Source organism: Stutzerimonas sp. C6.4V, assembly GCF_058536345.1.
The window spans coordinates 2,245,513-2,260,743 of the sequence record NZ_JBZUBM010000001.1; the positions used below are offsets into that span (position 1 = coordinate 2,245,513).

The 15,231-nt window shown below is 58.4% G+C and carries 18 protein-coding genes; 2 read left to right on the plus strand and 16 right to left on the minus strand.

The genetic code is table 11. The features are described 5' to 3' along the window. Nucleotides 1-4: 4 nt before the first annotated feature. Together AC4LFW_RS10530 and AC4LFW_RS10535 are read right to left on the minus strand one after the other, a co-directional pair. Complete coding sequence (locus AC4LFW_RS10530; RefSeq protein WP_491818997.1) at nucleotides 5-607, minus strand: DUF4823 domain-containing protein; 603 nt, start codon at nucleotides 605-607, stop codon at nucleotides 5-7. 121 nt (nucleotides 608-728) lie between these two features. After that, complete coding sequence (locus AC4LFW_RS10535) at nucleotides 729-1,349, minus strand: TetR/AcrR family transcriptional regulator (protein WP_491818998.1); 621 nt, start codon at nucleotides 1,347-1,349, stop codon at nucleotides 729-731. Between the two features lie 71 nt (nucleotides 1,350-1,420). Here AC4LFW_RS10535 and AC4LFW_RS10540 point away from each other — a divergent pair, with 71 nt between their 5' ends. Further along, nucleotides 1,421-2,554, plus strand: a complete 1,134-nt coding sequence (locus AC4LFW_RS10540; protein WP_491818999.1) for an aminotransferase class V-fold PLP-dependent enzyme — start codon at nucleotides 1,421-1,423, stop codon at nucleotides 2,552-2,554. Nucleotides 2,555-2,753: 199 nt separating this feature from the next. Here the strand turns inward: AC4LFW_RS10540 and AC4LFW_RS10545 are convergent, their stop codons facing one another. The 14 genes from AC4LFW_RS10545 to AC4LFW_RS10610 form a co-directional block, all read right to left on the minus strand. After that, the gene (locus tag AC4LFW_RS10545; RefSeq protein ID WP_491819000.1) at nucleotides 2,754-4,172 is read right to left on the minus strand and encodes an amino acid permease; all 1,419 of its coding nucleotides are present in this window, start codon (nucleotides 4,170-4,172) and stop codon (nucleotides 2,754-2,756) included. A gap of 182 nt (nucleotides 4,173-4,354) precedes the next feature. Further along, on the minus strand, nucleotides 4,355-5,140 hold the full coding sequence (locus tag AC4LFW_RS10550) for a TatD family hydrolase (RefSeq protein WP_491819001.1): 786 nt from the start codon (nucleotides 5,138-5,140) through the stop codon (nucleotides 4,355-4,357). A gap of 124 nt (nucleotides 5,141-5,264) precedes the next feature. Further along, nucleotides 5,265-5,621, minus strand: a complete 357-nt coding sequence (locus AC4LFW_RS10555; RefSeq protein ID WP_019342489.1) for a PilZ domain-containing protein — start codon at nucleotides 5,619-5,621, stop codon at nucleotides 5,265-5,267. 31 nt (nucleotides 5,622-5,652) lie between these two features. Continuing rightward, on the minus strand, nucleotides 5,653-6,642 hold the full coding sequence (locus tag AC4LFW_RS10560) for a DNA polymerase III subunit delta' (RefSeq protein WP_491819002.1): 990 nt from the start codon (nucleotides 6,640-6,642) through the stop codon (nucleotides 5,653-5,655). Beyond that, the gene (gene tmk, locus AC4LFW_RS10565) at nucleotides 6,635-7,267 is read right to left on the minus strand and encodes a dTMP kinase (protein WP_491819003.1); all 633 of its coding nucleotides are present in this window, start codon (nucleotides 7,265-7,267) and stop codon (nucleotides 6,635-6,637) included. Before tmk ends, AC4LFW_RS10560 begins: the two co-directional genes overlap by 8 nt. Continuing rightward, nucleotides 7,264-8,331 (minus strand): endolytic transglycosylase MltG, encoded by a 1,068-nt coding sequence (mltG, locus tag AC4LFW_RS10570; protein ID WP_491819004.1) that lies wholly within the window; start codon nucleotides 8,329-8,331, stop codon nucleotides 7,264-7,266. Before mltG ends, tmk begins: the two co-directional genes overlap by 4 nt. Further along, nucleotides 8,328-9,149, minus strand: coding sequence for an aminodeoxychorismate lyase (pabC, locus tag AC4LFW_RS10575; RefSeq protein ID WP_491819005.1), 822 nt, complete (start codon nucleotides 9,147-9,149; stop codon nucleotides 8,328-8,330). Before pabC ends, mltG begins: the two co-directional genes overlap by 4 nt. Beyond that, nucleotides 9,146-10,390, minus strand: a complete 1,245-nt coding sequence (gene fabF, locus AC4LFW_RS10580) for a beta-ketoacyl-ACP synthase II (RefSeq protein WP_491819006.1) — start codon at nucleotides 10,388-10,390, stop codon at nucleotides 9,146-9,148. Before fabF ends, pabC begins: the two co-directional genes overlap by 4 nt. Before the next feature lie 173 nt (nucleotides 10,391-10,563). Then, on the minus strand, nucleotides 10,564-10,800 hold the full coding sequence (acpP, locus tag AC4LFW_RS10585; RefSeq protein WP_003283670.1) for an acyl carrier protein: 237 nt from the start codon (nucleotides 10,798-10,800) through the stop codon (nucleotides 10,564-10,566). A gap of 191 nt (nucleotides 10,801-10,991) precedes the next feature. Beyond that, nucleotides 10,992-11,735: a 3-oxoacyl-ACP reductase FabG gene (gene fabG, locus AC4LFW_RS10590; protein WP_491819007.1), complete on the minus strand. Its 744-nt coding sequence runs from the start codon at nucleotides 11,733-11,735 to the stop codon at nucleotides 10,992-10,994. 15 nt (nucleotides 11,736-11,750) lie between these two features. After that, the gene (gene fabD / locus AC4LFW_RS10595; protein ID WP_491819008.1) at nucleotides 11,751-12,689 is read right to left on the minus strand and encodes an ACP S-malonyltransferase; all 939 of its coding nucleotides are present in this window, start codon (nucleotides 12,687-12,689) and stop codon (nucleotides 11,751-11,753) included. Between the two features lie 55 nt (nucleotides 12,690-12,744). Then, complete coding sequence (gene plsX / locus AC4LFW_RS10600; protein ID WP_491819009.1) at nucleotides 12,745-13,815, minus strand: phosphate acyltransferase PlsX; 1,071 nt, start codon at nucleotides 13,813-13,815, stop codon at nucleotides 12,745-12,747. Nucleotides 13,816-13,818: 3 nt separating this feature from the next. Further along, complete coding sequence (rpmF, locus tag AC4LFW_RS10605) at nucleotides 13,819-14,001, minus strand: 50S ribosomal protein L32 (RefSeq protein ID WP_019342480.1); 183 nt, start codon at nucleotides 13,999-14,001, stop codon at nucleotides 13,819-13,821. A 12-nt stretch (nucleotides 14,002-14,013) separates the two neighbouring features. After that, nucleotides 14,014-14,541 carry a YceD family protein gene (locus tag AC4LFW_RS10610; RefSeq protein WP_491819010.1) on the minus strand — a complete coding sequence of 176 codons (528 nt, stop codon included), beginning with the start codon at nucleotides 14,539-14,541 and terminating at the stop codon, nucleotides 14,014-14,016. Between the two features lie 104 nt (nucleotides 14,542-14,645). Here AC4LFW_RS10610 and AC4LFW_RS10615 point away from each other — a divergent pair, with 104 nt between their 5' ends. Then, complete coding sequence (locus tag AC4LFW_RS10615) at nucleotides 14,646-15,224, plus strand: Maf family protein (RefSeq protein WP_491819011.1); 579 nt, start codon at nucleotides 14,646-14,648, stop codon at nucleotides 15,222-15,224. The last annotated feature ends 7 nt before the right edge of the window (nucleotides 15,225-15,231 follow it).

Genomic DNA, 15,231 nt, shown 5'->3' on the forward strand with positions numbered 1-15,231 from the left:
CTCCTTAACGACCGAGGCCTATCAGTCGTCGGGCGTAGTCTCGCAAAGGCGGTCCCAACAAGACCTGAGGCGTCGTGTCATAGATATTTAACAAACCGCCGCGGCTGCGGATACGCGCAACGTCAACGAAATACCGATTGCCGGTCTCGATCAGCATCAACTGAACGGTGCTAGTGTCCACCCCAAGCCGATCGACGGCACGCTGCTCATTGAACTCGTCGAAACTGCTGATACGGTCATCAGCAGCCGCAAAACGAGCGTAAAGCAGATAATGGGCACCTGCGGCAGCAGCCTGGTTCAATGATTCTTCGAGTCCGGCAGGTTCCGGCGCTCGCCGTACCAGTGGAAAATATTCCACGAACCCCTTGAAGGCCTCTTCAGCAACCACGTTCGGACGCGGGTAGGCATTGCCAGGCGGCACGAAATGCCCTTGGGCGATATAGATAAGCGAGTCGGGCTGCAGACGCCACGAGGCGGATCTCACCGTCTCGCTGTGGTCGAGCACCCCAACGTCGCGCAGTTGATAGCGCGTGCCTTCGGCCATGTCGCTTACCTTCATGCAGCCACTCAAAACGAGTAGCACCGCAACAAGGGTGAACACTTTCATGGTTTGCTCCTGCCTGACGGAAAACCGGCGAATGGCAGGTGAATGCAGTAAACACGCCAGGTCGACTCGATGAATAGCGCAACGCTCAGCTTGCAAACGCAGACGGGTCAGAGGCTTCCGGTCAGTCGCGCTTGCGCTTGTTGCCCATGCGTACACCAATGTCCATCAGGAACTGAAAAAAGCCTTCCTGATCTTCCAGCACGTTGCTCCAGAACGGGGAGTGGTACAGCGCTACCGCTCCGTGCACCAGTGCCCAGGCTGCACAGTAGTGAAAATATGGCGGAACGTCTTCAAGCTTGCCCTCGGAGATTCGCCCTTTGATCAACTGGGTCAAATGTTCGAAGTTCGAGGCTCGGATGCGATGAAGCTCCTCGACCATCTCCGGCACCTGGTTCCCCTTGACAACCTTTTCCTCGAGACGATCGAACAGGCGGTAACGCTGAGGATCACGCATCCGAAATTCGAAATAGGCCCGGGACAAGGCCTCCTTGTCCTGATCCAGGCTCGGCGAATGCAACAGCTCGTTCAGATCGCGCTCATAGTCCAGCATCAGGCGCAGGTATATCTCTGCCTTGGACTTGAAGTGCTTGTAGATGGTGCCTTTGCCGATACCGACCATGTCAGCGATCATCTCGACGGTGACGGTGTCTTCACCCTGATCGAGGAACAGCTGGAGCGCGGTATCGAGAATCTCTTGCTCACGACGGCGAAATTCACGGACCTTGCGGGGTTCATTTTGCATAAGAGGCTGCGGCTTGGGGTCGAAGCGGTTGATTATGCCTATCTGGTCAGAAAAAGCACGGAACATTACCAATGAGTACATCGAGTGACGAATTTCCTCAAATTGAAGGACTTCGATACCTGAACCACGCGGCGGTCGCACCCTGGCCCCGCCGGGCGAGCCTGGCTGTCTCCGCTTTCGCTCAGCAGAACATGACGCAGGGCGCGCGTGATTATCCCCAGTGGCTTGGCGTCGAAACCGCCCTCCGAGAACGCCTGGCAAGGTTGCTCAATGCGCCGTCTACCGCCGATATCGCCTTGGTGAAGAACACTTCCGAGGCGCTGTCATTCGTAGCGTTCGGACTGGACTGGCGCTCAGGCGACCAGGTTGTCATCAGCGACGAGGAGTTCCCATCCAACCGAGTCGTATGGGAAGCGCTGCAACCCCTTGGCGTAGATGTGATACGGGTCAGCCTCAAGGGGGCCGATCCGGAAGCCGCGCTGCTTGCCGCCTGCGGTCCCAGGGTGCGCCTGATGGCGATCAGTGCGGTGCAGTACGCCAGTGGGCTGCGGCTCGATCTGCCGCGCCTCGGCGAAGGCTGCGAGCAGCGCGGCGTTCTGTTGTGCATAGATGCAATTCAACAGCTCGGGGCATTGCCCTTCGATGCCCAGGCATACCGCTGCGCCTTTGCGATGGCCGACGGACACAAGTGGATGCTCGGCCCCGAGGGGCTTGGTGTCTTCTATGTGCGAAGCGACTTGCGGGAGCGCCTGAAGCTTCATGAGTATGGCTGGCATATGCTCGAACATGCCGGTGACTACGACAGGGATGATTGGCAACCGGCCCAAAGCGCGCGCCGCTTCGAATGCGGAAGCCCCAACATGTTGGGTTGCATGGCGCTGGAAGCGAGCCTGTCCTTGCTCGAAGAAATAGGCATGGAAAGCGTCGGTAAGAGGTTGGCCGGGCGCGTCGATCTTCTCCAACGCGAGCTATCGGTGATGCCTGGGGTTCAACTCTTGAGTCCAGGCGAGCCGAACCGGCGCGCAGGTATATTGACGTTCAAGGTCAACGGCCAGGACAGCCAGGCGCTGTTCGAACAGATGAAATCTGACCGGATCCTGTGTGCTCTTCGCGGGGGCGGAATTCGCCTCTCGCCGCACTTTTACACCTCCGATGAAGTGATCGAGCAGACCCTGGCGGCAATTCGGGACAGGTTGGCCAACTGAGCGATCAGCGCTGGCGCAACTATTCCAAATCCGTTTTAAAACAGCGCGAATCGGTCAGCAGACCTCGCGATACGGGCCAATACTTCAAGCACTGGCCGCGCAATCCCCCCACTGCTCGGCCAGCTGAGGGAGCGAGGAACGTGACCTCATACTCCTAATGGTCTTGGCCCGGCTCTTTGCGACGCCGGGTTTTTTTTGCCTACCCGGCCTCGCTGCGGCTGCCGCTCTGAGGGATAGGCCGGCGGGCATATCGGATCCTAAAGCAGATCCAGACAAACAGGCCCCAGACCGGTATGGCAAAGATGGACGTTCGAAGCCCATCCATCGACAACATGATTCCCGCAATCAGCGTAACGAAAGCGAGGCAGACGTAGTTGCTGACGGGATACCAGAACGCTTTGAACGAAGGCTCGATGCCTCGTGCCAGCATAGCCTTGCGGAACTTCAGGTGGGCCAGACTGATCATGGCCCAGTTGATCAGGAGCGAGGCGACAACCAGTGACATCAACAGCTCTAGTGCGGTCTGTGGTAGCAGGTAGTTCACCACCACGCAGAGCAGGGTGACCAATGCCGAAACGGCGATAGCCAGCACCGGAACACCTCGACGATTCACCGCCATCAAAAACCTGGGCGCGTCGCCCTGCTCAGCCAGGCCGTAAAGCATCCGGCTGTTGCAATAGACGCCACTGTTGTAAACGGAAAGCGCGGCGGTCAGCACCACAAAGTTGAGGATGTGCGCGGCGGTATCGCTTCCGATCAGCGAGAAGATCTGCACGAACGGGCTACCACTGTAGGGATCCCCAGCCGCGCCCAAGGTTTCTAGCAGGCTGTCCCAAGGATACAGTGCCAACAGAACGCTCAGCGCACCGATATAAAAGATCAGGATGCGATAGACGACCTGGTTGATCGCCTTGGGGATTACCGTTTTGGGGTCGGACGCTTCGGCAGCGGTGATGCCCACCAATTCCAGGCCGCCAAACGAGAACATGATGATCGCCAAGGCCATGACCATGCCGCTGATGCCATTTGGGAAGAACCCACCGTGACTCCAGAGATTGGAAAAACTGGCTTGCTCGCCCCCCGTTCCGCTCAGCAACAAATAAAGACCTAGCGCTATCATGCCGACAATCGCGCCAACCTTGATGATGGCGAACCAGAACTCGGTTTCACCGAACGCCTTCACGTTCACCAGATTGATCAGATTGATCAGGGCAAAGAAAACTGCGGCGGTGACCCAGGTCGGCACGTCCGGCCACCAGAACTGAACATATTTGCCAACAGCCGTAAGCTCAGCCATGCCGACCAATACATACAGGACCCAGTAGTTCCAGCCCGAGAGGAAACCTGCATAGGGTGTCCAATACCGGTGGGCAAAGTGGCTGAATGAACCGGCAACAGGCTCCTCCACAATCATTTCGCCAAGTTGGCGCATGATCAGAAATGCAATCAGACCACCGATCGCATAGCCAAGAATCATCGAAGGCCCCGCGCTGCGAAGCACTCCGGCAGAACCAAGAAACAAACCGGTTCCAATGGCCCCTCCCAGCGCAATGAGCTGAATGTGCCGGTTTTTCAGGCCGCGTTGAAGCGACCCTCTGTGCAGCGTGTCGCTGGGCATGGCGTCACCTTTAGTAAGTCTGTGACGAGTGGACCGCTCCGCCCGGTTGAGCGAAACGGAATCTGACATAAACACTTTTGAATATTTGGGTATCAGGGCTTCGAAAGCGGCGCGATTGTACACCTGAGTCGCCGTGGTACACCTGCGTCACACGGCTGCGCCTACGCTCTGCTAGCTGACCATCAGGTGCGCACGCGCGCCTCTGGAAAGAGCCGTTTGAAATTATCTGTGGTCTGCTCGGCCAGTACTTCGAAAGAAACGCCACGCAGCTCGGCAAGAAACTCGGCGACATCGCGCACGTACTCGGGCAGGTTCGGCTTGCCTCGATGGGGTACCGGTGCCAGGTAAGGCGAATCGGTTTCGACCAGCAGGCGATGATCAGGCACGCGCCGAGCGACGTCCCGAAGCGCCTCGGCATTGCGAAACGTCACGATGCCGGACAGGGAAATGTAATAACCAAGATCCAGGGCAGCCTTCGCCATGTCCCAGTCCTCGGTGAAGCAATGCAGCACACCTGCTTGCGGCAACGCAGCTTCCCGCAGCATCGCCAGGGTGTCAGAACGGGCCGCACGGGTATGTATGATCACCGGTTTGCCGGTCGCGCTGGCGGCCTGCAGATGCAAACCAAAGGACCGCTGCTGCAGCAAGGCGGCCTCTGGCTCGTAGTGATAGTCCAGGCCGGTTTCGCCGATAGCCACCACGCCCGGCGCCTCGAGCTCTTGCAGCAGCCAGTCCAGTGCCGGTTCGGTTCCAGGCTCGAGATCAAGTGGATGGACCCCTACCGAGCAGTCCACATCGTCGTAATGTTGCGTCAGTGCCTTCACTGCCGCAGTGTTTTGCGCGCTGACTCCAATGCAAAGGAAATGTCGTACGCCGCGCTGACGTGCCGCCTCCAGCGCGGCATCGAGGGAACCTCCATGCGCAGCCAAATCAAGGCGATCGAGGTGGCAGTGTGAGTCGACCAGCATCAGCGTTTCCCCGAAACGAAAAGCCGGGCATTGTAGAGCAAAAACCAGCGTCGGTCGCAGTTGGCCATCCCGGCAAACAGCAGCCGGTGCCTGCGCAAAGCCCGACCGAACGGCTCAGGAAGCGTTACATCGTGTGGGTCGGCCGATCCGATTTCATCGCACCAGCCAGATAGGTCTCGATCTTGTTCCGGGCGGTCGAATCGCCTTCATTGAATTGCACCCCAACGCCTGCCGCGCGGTTCCCCTGGGCGCCTTTGGGCGTGATCCACACCACCTTCCCGGCCACCGGTATCTTTTCAGGTTCGTCCATCAGGCTCAGCAACATAAACACTTCGTCGCCAAGCTTGTAGCTCTTGTTCGTAGGAATGAACAGCCCACCGTGCTTGATGAAGGGCATGAACGCTGCGTACAAAACCGACTTGTCCTTGATGGTCAAGGACAGGATGCCGTTACGCGGACCAAGGTTTGCAGGCAGGCTCATGCGATATTCCTAACAACAGTTCCGGTGGATTCTAGCTTGGGCCAGGCAGGCTTGCCCATTGAACCAGCAACGCTTCGAGAAGCAAGACACGATTAAGGTTGGCTTTGCCAAGCACTTTCTGTCTATGGGCCAATAACCAGTCCTGCAATGCCATAAGCTTGGCTGCCGATGTTTTCTGCGCCAAGTACTGGACCACTTTCTGCATATCGGCCACACCCAGCCCCGTTTCATCGCCGGTCATCTGAAAACGCATGACCAGGTGAGCCCATTCGCAAAACCAGTCGAACAGCAGTATCAGCGGCAGACCATTCCAGTTCTCGGCCAGCTGGCTAGGCGAACACTGTTGCTTCAACAGCTTTTTCACCCCTTCGACAACCTGCTCGCGCATTTCCAGCACACCCAAGCCATGCAGGCTAAGGGCAGCAAGTGGTGAGCCCGCTGCAAGTGTGAGGAGTTCTTCGCGACGTGCAGCAGTCACGTCCGGCAGCTTTTCCCCTAGCCAGTCGAGACTTTGCGCCCGCCCCGGCAAAGGGCACGCCTGTTGAACACAACGGCTTTTGACGGTCGGCAACAATCGGCTGGGCTGATGGCTGACCAGGAGGAGAACGGTATCGCCAGCAGGCTCCTCCAGGCTCTTGAGAAGGGCGTTGGCAGCATTCAGATTCATCGCTTCGGCAGGCTCGAGCAGCACCACCTTACGCCCGCCCATCTGGGCTGTCTGGCCAACGAAGCCAACCAATTGGCGAACCTGATCGACACGAATAGCCTTGTCGGCCTCCTCCGGCTCGAGAATGTAATGATCCGGATGGGTGTGTGCAGCCAGGAGCTGACACCCCCTGCAGTGGCCACACGCGCCTGCTCGCGTAGGGCTGTGACACAGCAACAAAGCCATCAGTTGTTCGGCCAGGGCCCGCTTGCCAATCCCGGCAGGGCCATGCAGCAGATAGGCATGAGCGTGTTCTCGGCGCTCAGACAAGAGCCGCCACAGATCGGTCTGCCAAGGGAGAACACCCTCACCCAAGCGCACGCTCCACCACTTCAGAAAGAATATGTTGAAGGTCCTGTTGCACCGCCGACAAGGGGCGGGCTGCATTGACAATCCGGTAACGCTCCGGCGCCTTGCGAGCACGATCGAGGTATGCGCTGCGCACGGCTTCAAAGAAGGCCAGCCCTTCCTGTTCGAACCTGTCCAGACGACCACGGGCCGCCGCCCGGCTCAGTCCTATTTCTACAGGGAGGTCGAAGATGAGCGTCATGTCCGGGCGCAACGCTCCTTGCACGAAGGTTTCAAGCTGCTCGATACGCGTCAGGGACAAGCCGCGCCCGCCACCCTGGTACGCATAGGTTGCGTCGGTGAAACGATCACAGAGCACGACGGCACCACGCTCCAGCGCAGGCCGTATCACCTGGGCGAGGTGCTGCGCACGCGCCGCAAATACCAACAACAGTTCTGTATCGCTGTGCATGGGCTCGTCGGAGGGTGAGAGCAGCAGTTCCCTTATCCGTTCGGCCAGCGGGGTGCCGCCGGGTTCGCGAGTCATCAGAACGTCCAGACCCTGTGCTCGCAAGCGTTCGGCCAGATATTCCCGGTTGGTACTCTTGCCTGCACCCTCAGGGCCTTCCAGGGTAATGAACAATCCTGTCACTGCATACTCTCGCTTGGCGCCGACGACTGGCGCGGAGGAGGACTGGAACGGTAATCCTCGCGACGCTTCAGCTGAAACTCGCGAACCGCCCGGTTATGCTCGGCCAGGGTCACGCTGAAGACATGACTGCCGTCGCCCCTGGCAACGAAATAGAGCGTTTTACCCTCGACCGGATGCAGGGCGGCATGGATCGCCTCGCGCCCGACCATGGCGATCGGCGTGGGAGGCAAGCCTGAGTTGGTATAGGTGTTGTAGGGAGTCGGCTTGCGCAGATCGTTGCGAGTGATACGCCCGCGATACGCATCGCCCATACCATAGATGACCGTAGGGTCCGTCTGTAGCAGCATGCCCTGCTGGAGTCGGCGCACGAAAACACCGGCGATCTCGCCTCGTTCCGCAGGCACCCCTGTTTCCTTTTCGATGATCGAGGCCATGATCAAGGCCTGGTACGGGTTTTCATAGGGCAAGGCTTCGCTACGCTGCTGCCACTCCTCGCTCAATACGGTTTCGAGGCGAGTGAATGCCCGCTGGAGCAATTCGATATCAGTGACACCACGAGGGAAGCTGTAGGTATCCGGAAAGAAACGACCTTCAGGATGCAAGCCGGCATGACCGAGTTGCGCCATGACCTCCTCGTCCGAAAGCCCCGGCAGTGTTTGCTGGATAGTCGGCAAGGCTTCCAGCGCGGCTCGTACCTGTCGGAAATTCCAGCCTTCGACGATGGTCAGCGTGTGCTGAACCACCTCCGCCCGTTGCCACAGTCCAATCAAATCACGAGCCTTCATCCCTGGTGAGAGCCGATACTCGCCGCTGTGCAGTGTGTGACCGGATAGATTGAGGCGCCAATGCAGGCGCAGCCAGAGCGAACCGTCCAGAATGCCTTCCCGCTCCAGACGCTGGAACAATCCACTCGGCGTGTCCCCGGCCATGACTTCGAGCATGCGCATCTCGTCGACGCGCAACGGCTGCTCCAGAGCCGTATGCAATTTCCAGCCAGCCAGACCAAGAAACAGCGCAGCCAGCAATGCAACGCCGAGCAGCGCGAAGGACAGTTTTCGAATCACGAAGCACTCAACAGATCGGTGATGGAGCGCTGCAGTTTACGTGTGAGCGGACCTGGGGACCAGACGCGCTGCTCCAACTGCCGAACGGGCCAGATGCCATACAGGCTGTTGCAGACAAAAACTTCATCTGCACGGTCCAGTTGTTCGGCCGAGACATCGAGTACCTTGGTCAGAATGTTGCCATGCTGAGCGCGAGCAAGTATTTCGGCACGCATTACCCCGGCGACGCCGCAGCGAGCCAGTGAAGGCGTAAGCAAAACGCCAGACTGCACCAGGAAAATGTTACTGAAGACGCCTTCGATGACCCGCCCAGAAGTATCACGCAGCAAGCCTTCTGCGAATGCAGCGTCCTGCCATTCGGCACGGGCCAACACTTGCTCGAGCCGATTGAGATGCTTCAGCCCTGCGAGTGCGGGCTGCTCGGCAAGACGAGTGGTGCAGGGAAACAGCTGCACGCCCCGTTCAGCGTTCGCTTCTGGGTAGTCTGGAGCGGGCGAGCCCAGAAGAATGACTCTTGGCTGACACCGATAAGGCGGAGCATACCCTCGTCTCCCCTCGCCGCGGCTGATGATCAACTTGGCCACTCCTGCGCCCAACTCCGCGCTGAACGCAGTGATCTGGCTGCGCACAAGCTCAAGGTCCAGAGGAATGGATAGACGTTTGCAGCCAAGCACCAAGCGATCCAGATGTCTGTTCAACAGCCTGGGCTGGCCGTCGATGACCCTGACCGTTTCGAACAACCCATCGCCGTATGCCAGCCCTCGATCATGAACAGACAGCTCGTTTGCAGGCTGCCCGTCCACCCAGCTCGCTGTCACTCAGCAAACCGGCGAAAGACCAGCGATCCGTTGGTGCCACCGAAACCAAAGGAGTTGGATACGGCAACGTCGATCCGCCTCTGTTTAGCCTCGTGCGGAACGAAATCAAGATCGCAGCCATCGTCGGGCTCGTCCAGGTTGATCGTTGGCGGTGCCACCTCATCGCGAATCGCAAGCACGCTGAAGATGGCCTCGACCGCACCGGCAGCACCGAGCAGGTGCCCAACCATCGACTTGGTGGAACTGACCGAAAGGTCATAGGCATGGCTGCCGAACACGGTCTTGATCGCAGCAGCCTCGGCCTTGTCACCTGCGGGTGTCGACGTACCGTGAGCGTTGATGTAATGGACCTGGTCAAGACTGATTCGGGCATCAACGATCGCGTTGTGAATGCAGCGCGCAGCACCGGCACCGTCTTCAGGCGGAGAAGTCATATGAAACGCATCAGCGCTCATGCCGAAACCAATCAATTCCGCGTAGATACGTGCGCCACGCGCCTTGGCGTGCTCAAGCTCTTCGAGAACCAGCGCGCCGGCCCCGTCGGATAATACGAAGCCATCGCGCCCTTTATCCCATGGACGACTGGCCGCAGCCGGATCATCGTTACGCGTGGACAATGCGCGGGCTGCAGCGAAGCCGCCTATCCCAAGCCCGCTGGCCGCCATTTCAGAGCCGCCCGCAATCATGACGTCTGCCTCGCCATAGGCGATGTTGCGAGCGGCCATCCCGATGCAGTGCGTGCCGGTCGTACAGGCAGTTGCAATGGCGTAGTTCGGACCCTGCAGGCCCAGATGAATCGACAGGAAACCCGACACCATGTTGATGATCGAGCCTGGCACGAAAAACGGCGACAAACGCCGCGGCCCCTGTTCGATCAGTGCCTTGCAGCTGTTTTCGATATTGGTCAGGCCACCAATGCCGGACCCCATCGCAACGCCGATGCGCTCACGGTTGGCATCGGTGATCTCCAGGCCCGCATCGCGTACGGCCTGGAAACTGGCCGCCAGACCGTACTGAATAAACAGGTCGAGCTTGCGTGCCTCTTTCGCTGGCAGATACTGCTCAACGTCAAAATTCTTGACCGATCCGCCAAAGCGCGTGGAATAGGCGGACAGATCCATATGTTCGATCAGGCCGATGCCACTGTGGCCGGCGAGAATCCCTTGCCAGCTGCTTGGCACATCGTTCCCCAGCGGCGACAGCATGCCCATCCCGGTGATTACGACGCGTCTACGCGACACAGCAATTCTCCTATACGTTTTCGTTCGATTCGATCTGCCCATGTCGCTGCGGGCAAGAATCGATCATCACTGCAACTGCCATCCAGCAGCCAATGAAATTCGATCTTTCAAACAAAAGCCGCACTGCCTGTATTAAGGCAGTGCGGCTTACTGGCTCGAAGCAGGATTACAACTTACTGCGCGTGCGCGTTGATGTAATCAATGGCTTCCTGAACAGTGGTGATCTTTTCAGCTTGCTCGTCAGGGATTTCGGTCTCGAATTCCTCTTCCAGAGCCATCACCAGCTCAACGGTGTCAAGGGAGTCGGCACCCAAGTCTTCGACGAAGGAAGCGCTGTTGGTGACTTCCTCTTCCTTGACGCCAAGTTGCTCGGCAACGATTTTCTTGACGCGTTCTTCGATGGTGCTCATACCTTGTTTTCACTCCTATGGAAAAATCCAGGCAGCTGGTCTGCGCGGTAGTGTATAGAAAGCGTTTTCCGCATTTCAAGCTGAAAGCGGGCAAGCATGAGCCCGCTTTCAACCTTCTGTCTATAAACGAGCCGCATTTTTATAACCGATCAGCTAGCCGTTATGACTAATATTGTGCGCCAGGCGTCACATTAGCTCATGTACATACCGCCGTTCACCGGAACTGTCGCTCCTGTGACATAAGCAGCACCGTCAGAAGCAAGGAACGCAACGACCCTGGCAATCTCTTCGGCCTGACCGAGGCGACCCAGCGGGATCTGCCCCAACAACGCGTCACGCTGAGCTTCCGGCAATTCACGAGTCATATCGGTATCGATAAAGCCCGGGGCCACCGAATTGACTGTTATGCCTCGAGAACCGACTTCGCGCGCCAGCGCACGACTGAACCCTTCGAGTCCGGCCTTGGCTGCCGCGTAGTTTACCTGCCCTGCGTTACCCATGGCACCCACCACAGAGCCGATGTTGATAATCCGCCCCCAACGAGCCTTGGTCATGCCGCGCAACACTCCCTTGGTCAGCCGATAAAGGCTGTTGAGGTTGGTGTTGATCACGTCATGCCATTCGTCATCCTTCATTCGCAGCATCAGGTTGTCACGCGTGATACCTGCGTTATTGACAAGTACAGCCGGTTGTCCGAGGTGCTGCTGGATATGCTCCAGCGTGGTCGCCACAGACTCGTCATCCGTAACATCCAGTACCAGTCCGGCACCTTCGATACCGTTCTCCTTGAGCGTCTCAGCGATGCGCTCGGCCCCCGAAGAAGACGTCGCGGTACCGATGACGATGGCTCCCTGGCGACCCAGTTCCAGGGCAATCGCCTGACCGATACCACGGCTAGCCCCAGTGACTAGGGCGACCTTGCCTTGCAGACTCATAACTATCTCCTTTGCTCAAGCCAATGCGCCGCGAGTGGCAGCAAAAGCGTCGGGGGTGTCCAGATTGTATGTGTTGATGCCTTTCACGCAGCGCTTGTTGAGACCGGAAAGCACCTTTCCAGGGCCACATTCGACCAGATCAGTCACGCCGCGGGCGCTCAACGTAATGATAGTTTCAACCCAGCGAACCGGACTATACAGCTGGGCCAGCAAGTCCTGCTTGAGCGTATCGAGGTCAGACACGATCGACGCGCTGACGTTCTGGACCAACGGGATTTCAGGCGCCTGCCAGGCAGCGCCTGTTACAGCCTCGGCAAAACGCTCAGCAGCGGGACGCATCAGCTCGCAATGGGACGGTACGCTGACCGGCAGCGGCATGGCGCGCTTTGCACCCCTCGCCTTGCAGGCGTCGATGGCACGCTCGACAGCCGCCGCGCTGCCAGCGATGACGACCTGGCCTGGCGCATTGAAGTTAACCGCACTGACCACTTCACCCCGGGCCGCTTCAGCGCAGGCCGCCAGCACGTCCTCGTCCTCCAATCCGAGGATGGCTGCCATCCCGCCAGTACCGGCCGGAACGGCCTGCTGCATGAGCTGCCCACGCAGCTCAACCAGCTTCACTGCGTCAACAAATGGCAGGCTGCCTGCAGCCACCATCGCCGAGTACTCACCCAGACTGTGGCCGGCAACGAACGCAGGCCTAACACCGCCTTCGGCCAACCACAGACGCCACAGCGCTATCGATGCGGCCAGGATGGCCGGCTGAGTCTTGTCAGTTTGATTCAACTGTTCTTCTGGACCCTGCTGACACAGCGACCAGAGATCGTAGCCCAGCGCTGACGAGGCCTCCGAGAAAGTATCGATGACCACCGATTCCTGGGCACCTTGCTCGGCAAGCATGCCAAGCGCTTGGGAACCTTGCCCCGGAAAGACGAATGCAAGTGATGCAGACATGAAACGACTCTCTTGTGGTTGTTCTCAAAAAACGCCGCATGGGCGCACCGAGTTGTCAGTTGGATGACGAGCCGTCAGAAGCAGTCACATCATCACCCGCCACATCTGACCGATTGGTCACCAATGACTGTCCGATACGGCTACGCAACTGATCGGGGAGGTTATGCTGGACATCCTGCATGGCCCGCAAAATGGCGGAGCGGAACCCTTCTATCCCTGCGCTGCCATGGCTTTTCACCACAATCCCCTGAAGCCCGAGAAAACTGGCACCGTTGTATTGTGCAGGGCGAAGATCCGCCCTCAACTGACGCAACAATGGCAGAGCCAGCGCCCCAACCAGACGCGACATCAGCGATCGTCGAAACAGCGCCTCGACACGCAGCGCAACCATTTGAGCCAGTCCTTCGCTTGATTTGAGCAGGATATTTCCAACAAACCCATCGCATACCGCTACGTCTGCCTCGCCGCGGAAAAGACCGTCGCCTTCGATAAAACCCAGATAGTTGAGCCCAGCCGCCTGCCGCAACAAAACCGAAGCTGCCTTTACCTGCTGGTTGCCCTTGATGTCTTCGGTGCCGACATTCAGAAGTGCGACTCGCGGCTGCTCGATACCAAGGCTTTGCGCAGCAACCGAGCCCATCACTGCGAACTGATAGAGGTGCTCGGCAGTGCAGTCTACGTTCGCACCCAGATCAAGCAGCAGGCAGGCACCATCCTGGGTAGGGATCGCCGTTGCCATCGCAGGACGATCGACTCCCGGCAGGGTTTTCAACACATGCCGCGCAAGCGCCATCAAGGCACCGGTATTTCCAGCGCTAACACAGGCCTGGGCATGGCCGTCCCTGACCAGCTCCAAAGCAACGCGCATGGACGATCTCGGCTTGGTGCGTAAAGCCTGGGTGGGGCGTTCGTCCATTCCGATAGCCTCATCGGCATCGACAATGCGCAGGCGAGCCAGATCCACATCAGGATGACGGGAAACGATATTTTCTATGCAAGAGGATTGACCAACAAGGGTCAGGTGTAACGAGGGGATATCAGCCAGGCACTGTAGGCAGGCAGGAACAACGCAGTGGGGACCGAAATCCCCACCCATTGCATCGATCGCTATGATCGAAGCGGACAAGATTTACTCGTCAGCGCCCTTGTCGATCACTTTGCGACCACGGTAAAAACCTTCCGGAGAAACGTGGTGGCGCAGATGAACTTCGCCAGTGCTCTTTTCCACGGACAGGGCGTTCGGCTCGAGCGCGTCGTGCGAACGACGCATATCACGGGCGGAACGGGATTTTTTGTTCTGCTGAACAGCCATTGGGATCAACTCCTAAACGTTTGGGTCACGCTTTAACTGAGCCAGTACGCTGAACGGGTTGGACCGCGATACCTCGTCCTCATTCGGCTCGGGCTCATCAGGCCCAGCCGGCGGCTGGCAAACTTCTGGGTCATGGAGTGGAACAATCGGAAGAGCGAGCAAAAGCTCCTCTTCAACCAGCGCCAGCAGATCCAGAGGATCCTCTCCCACTTCCAGCACGTCATAGCCCTTGGGCAGGTGCTGACTGCTCGAGCCCTCATTCACCACGGCATAGTCGCACTCGCTGTGAATAGGCAGAACAACCGGCTCCAGACAACGCTGGCAAATCATCGTGACCTCAACATCCAGCTCGCTGCGGATAACCACAGTGCGCTGCTCGTCGCGCCCGAATTCAAAACTGGCGCGCACCGCACCCTTGTCGTCCTCGAGAGGATCGACGAGTCGCTTCAGCTCAGACAACTGCAGCTCACCCTGTAGGGAAGCCGCTCGGTCGGCGAGCTTGCGCGGATCAACGTGCGGAGGTATTGGTCCTTTCAACATAAGCGCGGCATTCTAGGGACGAGCCCCTCGACTGTCAAAGGAATTCAACCCCATAATCTCCCTCTGCCGACAAGCAAACCGGCACCTATATAAAAGGAAGGAAAATGCGCCGACTGCTTCTCGCCTCAAGCTCACCCTACCGACGAGATCTGCTTTCGCGGTTACGCCTGAGCTTCGAGTCCAAGGCTCCGGATATCGATGAAACCCCCTGCCTCGGCGAACAACCCGAACAACTTGTACGCCGCCTGGCTGCCGGAAAAGCCCAGGCCCTGGCAAGCAGCTATCAGGACCACCTTATTATCGGCTCGGATCAGGTTGCCGTGCTCGACGGACAGATTATCGGCAAACCTCGCTCGCACGAGCGCGCTGTCCATCAGCTTCAAGCCTGCAGCGGAAACAGTGTACGGTTCCTGACCGGCCTGGCCTTGCTGGACAGCAGAACTGGTGTCATCCAGATCGATTGCATCCCCTACACGGTTCATTTCCGCAAGCTGACTGCGCCTCAGATAGAGCGCTATCTGTTAGCAGAGCAGCCTTACGACTGCGCAGGGAGCTTCAAGGCAGAAGGACTCGGTGTCAGCCTTTTCAGCGCAACGGAAGGGTCTGATGTGACCAGCCTGGTCGGATTACCCCTGATAAGGCTGGTCGAGATGCTGAACAATTCAGGCCTTGATATCCCCTGAGCGGCCA

What these genes read in the sequence shown, in the direction of transcription:
- AC4LFW_RS10530 (WP_491818997.1), bottom strand. Translation starts at nt 607, where the DNA reads ATGAAAGTGTTCACCCTTGTTGCGGTGCTACTCGTTTTGAGTGGCTGC.
- AC4LFW_RS10555 (WP_019342489.1), bottom strand. Translation starts at nt 5,621, where the DNA reads ATGAGCCTGCCTGCAAACCTTGGTCCGCGTAACGGCATCCTGTCCTTG.
- fabD (WP_491819008.1), bottom strand. Translation starts at nt 12,689, where the DNA reads ATGTCTGCATCACTTGCATTCGTCTTTCCGGGGCAAGGTTCCCAAGCG.
- AC4LFW_RS10535 (WP_491818998.1), bottom strand. Translation starts at nt 1,349, where the DNA reads ATGCAAAATGAACCCCGCAAGGTCCGTGAATTTCGCCGTCGTGAGCAA.
- AC4LFW_RS10615 (WP_491819011.1), top strand. Translation starts at nt 14,646, where the DNA reads ATGCGCCGACTGCTTCTCGCCTCAAGCTCACCCTACCGACGAGATCTG.
- AC4LFW_RS10540 (WP_491818999.1), top strand. Translation starts at nt 1,421, where the DNA reads ATGAGTACATCGAGTGACGAATTTCCTCAAATTGAAGGACTTCGATAC.
- AC4LFW_RS10550 (WP_491819001.1), bottom strand. Translation starts at nt 5,140, where the DNA reads ATGCTGGTCGACTCACACTGCCACCTCGATCGCCTTGATTTGGCTGCG.
- fabG (WP_491819007.1), bottom strand. Translation starts at nt 11,735, where the DNA reads ATGAGTCTGCAAGGCAAGGTCGCCCTAGTCACTGGGGCTAGCCGTGGT.
- AC4LFW_RS10610 (WP_491819010.1), bottom strand. Translation starts at nt 14,541, where the DNA reads ATGTTGAAAGGACCAATACCTCCGCACGTTGATCCGCGCAAGCTCGCC.
- rpmF (WP_019342480.1), bottom strand. Translation starts at nt 14,001, where the DNA reads ATGGCTGTTCAGCAGAACAAAAAATCCCGTTCCGCCCGTGATATGCGT.
- AC4LFW_RS10545 (WP_491819000.1), bottom strand. Translation starts at nt 4,172, where the DNA reads ATGCCCAGCGACACGCTGCACAGAGGGTCGCTTCAACGCGGCCTGAAA.
- acpP (WP_003283670.1), bottom strand. Translation starts at nt 10,800, where the DNA reads ATGAGCACCATCGAAGAACGCGTCAAGAAAATCGTTGCCGAGCAACTT.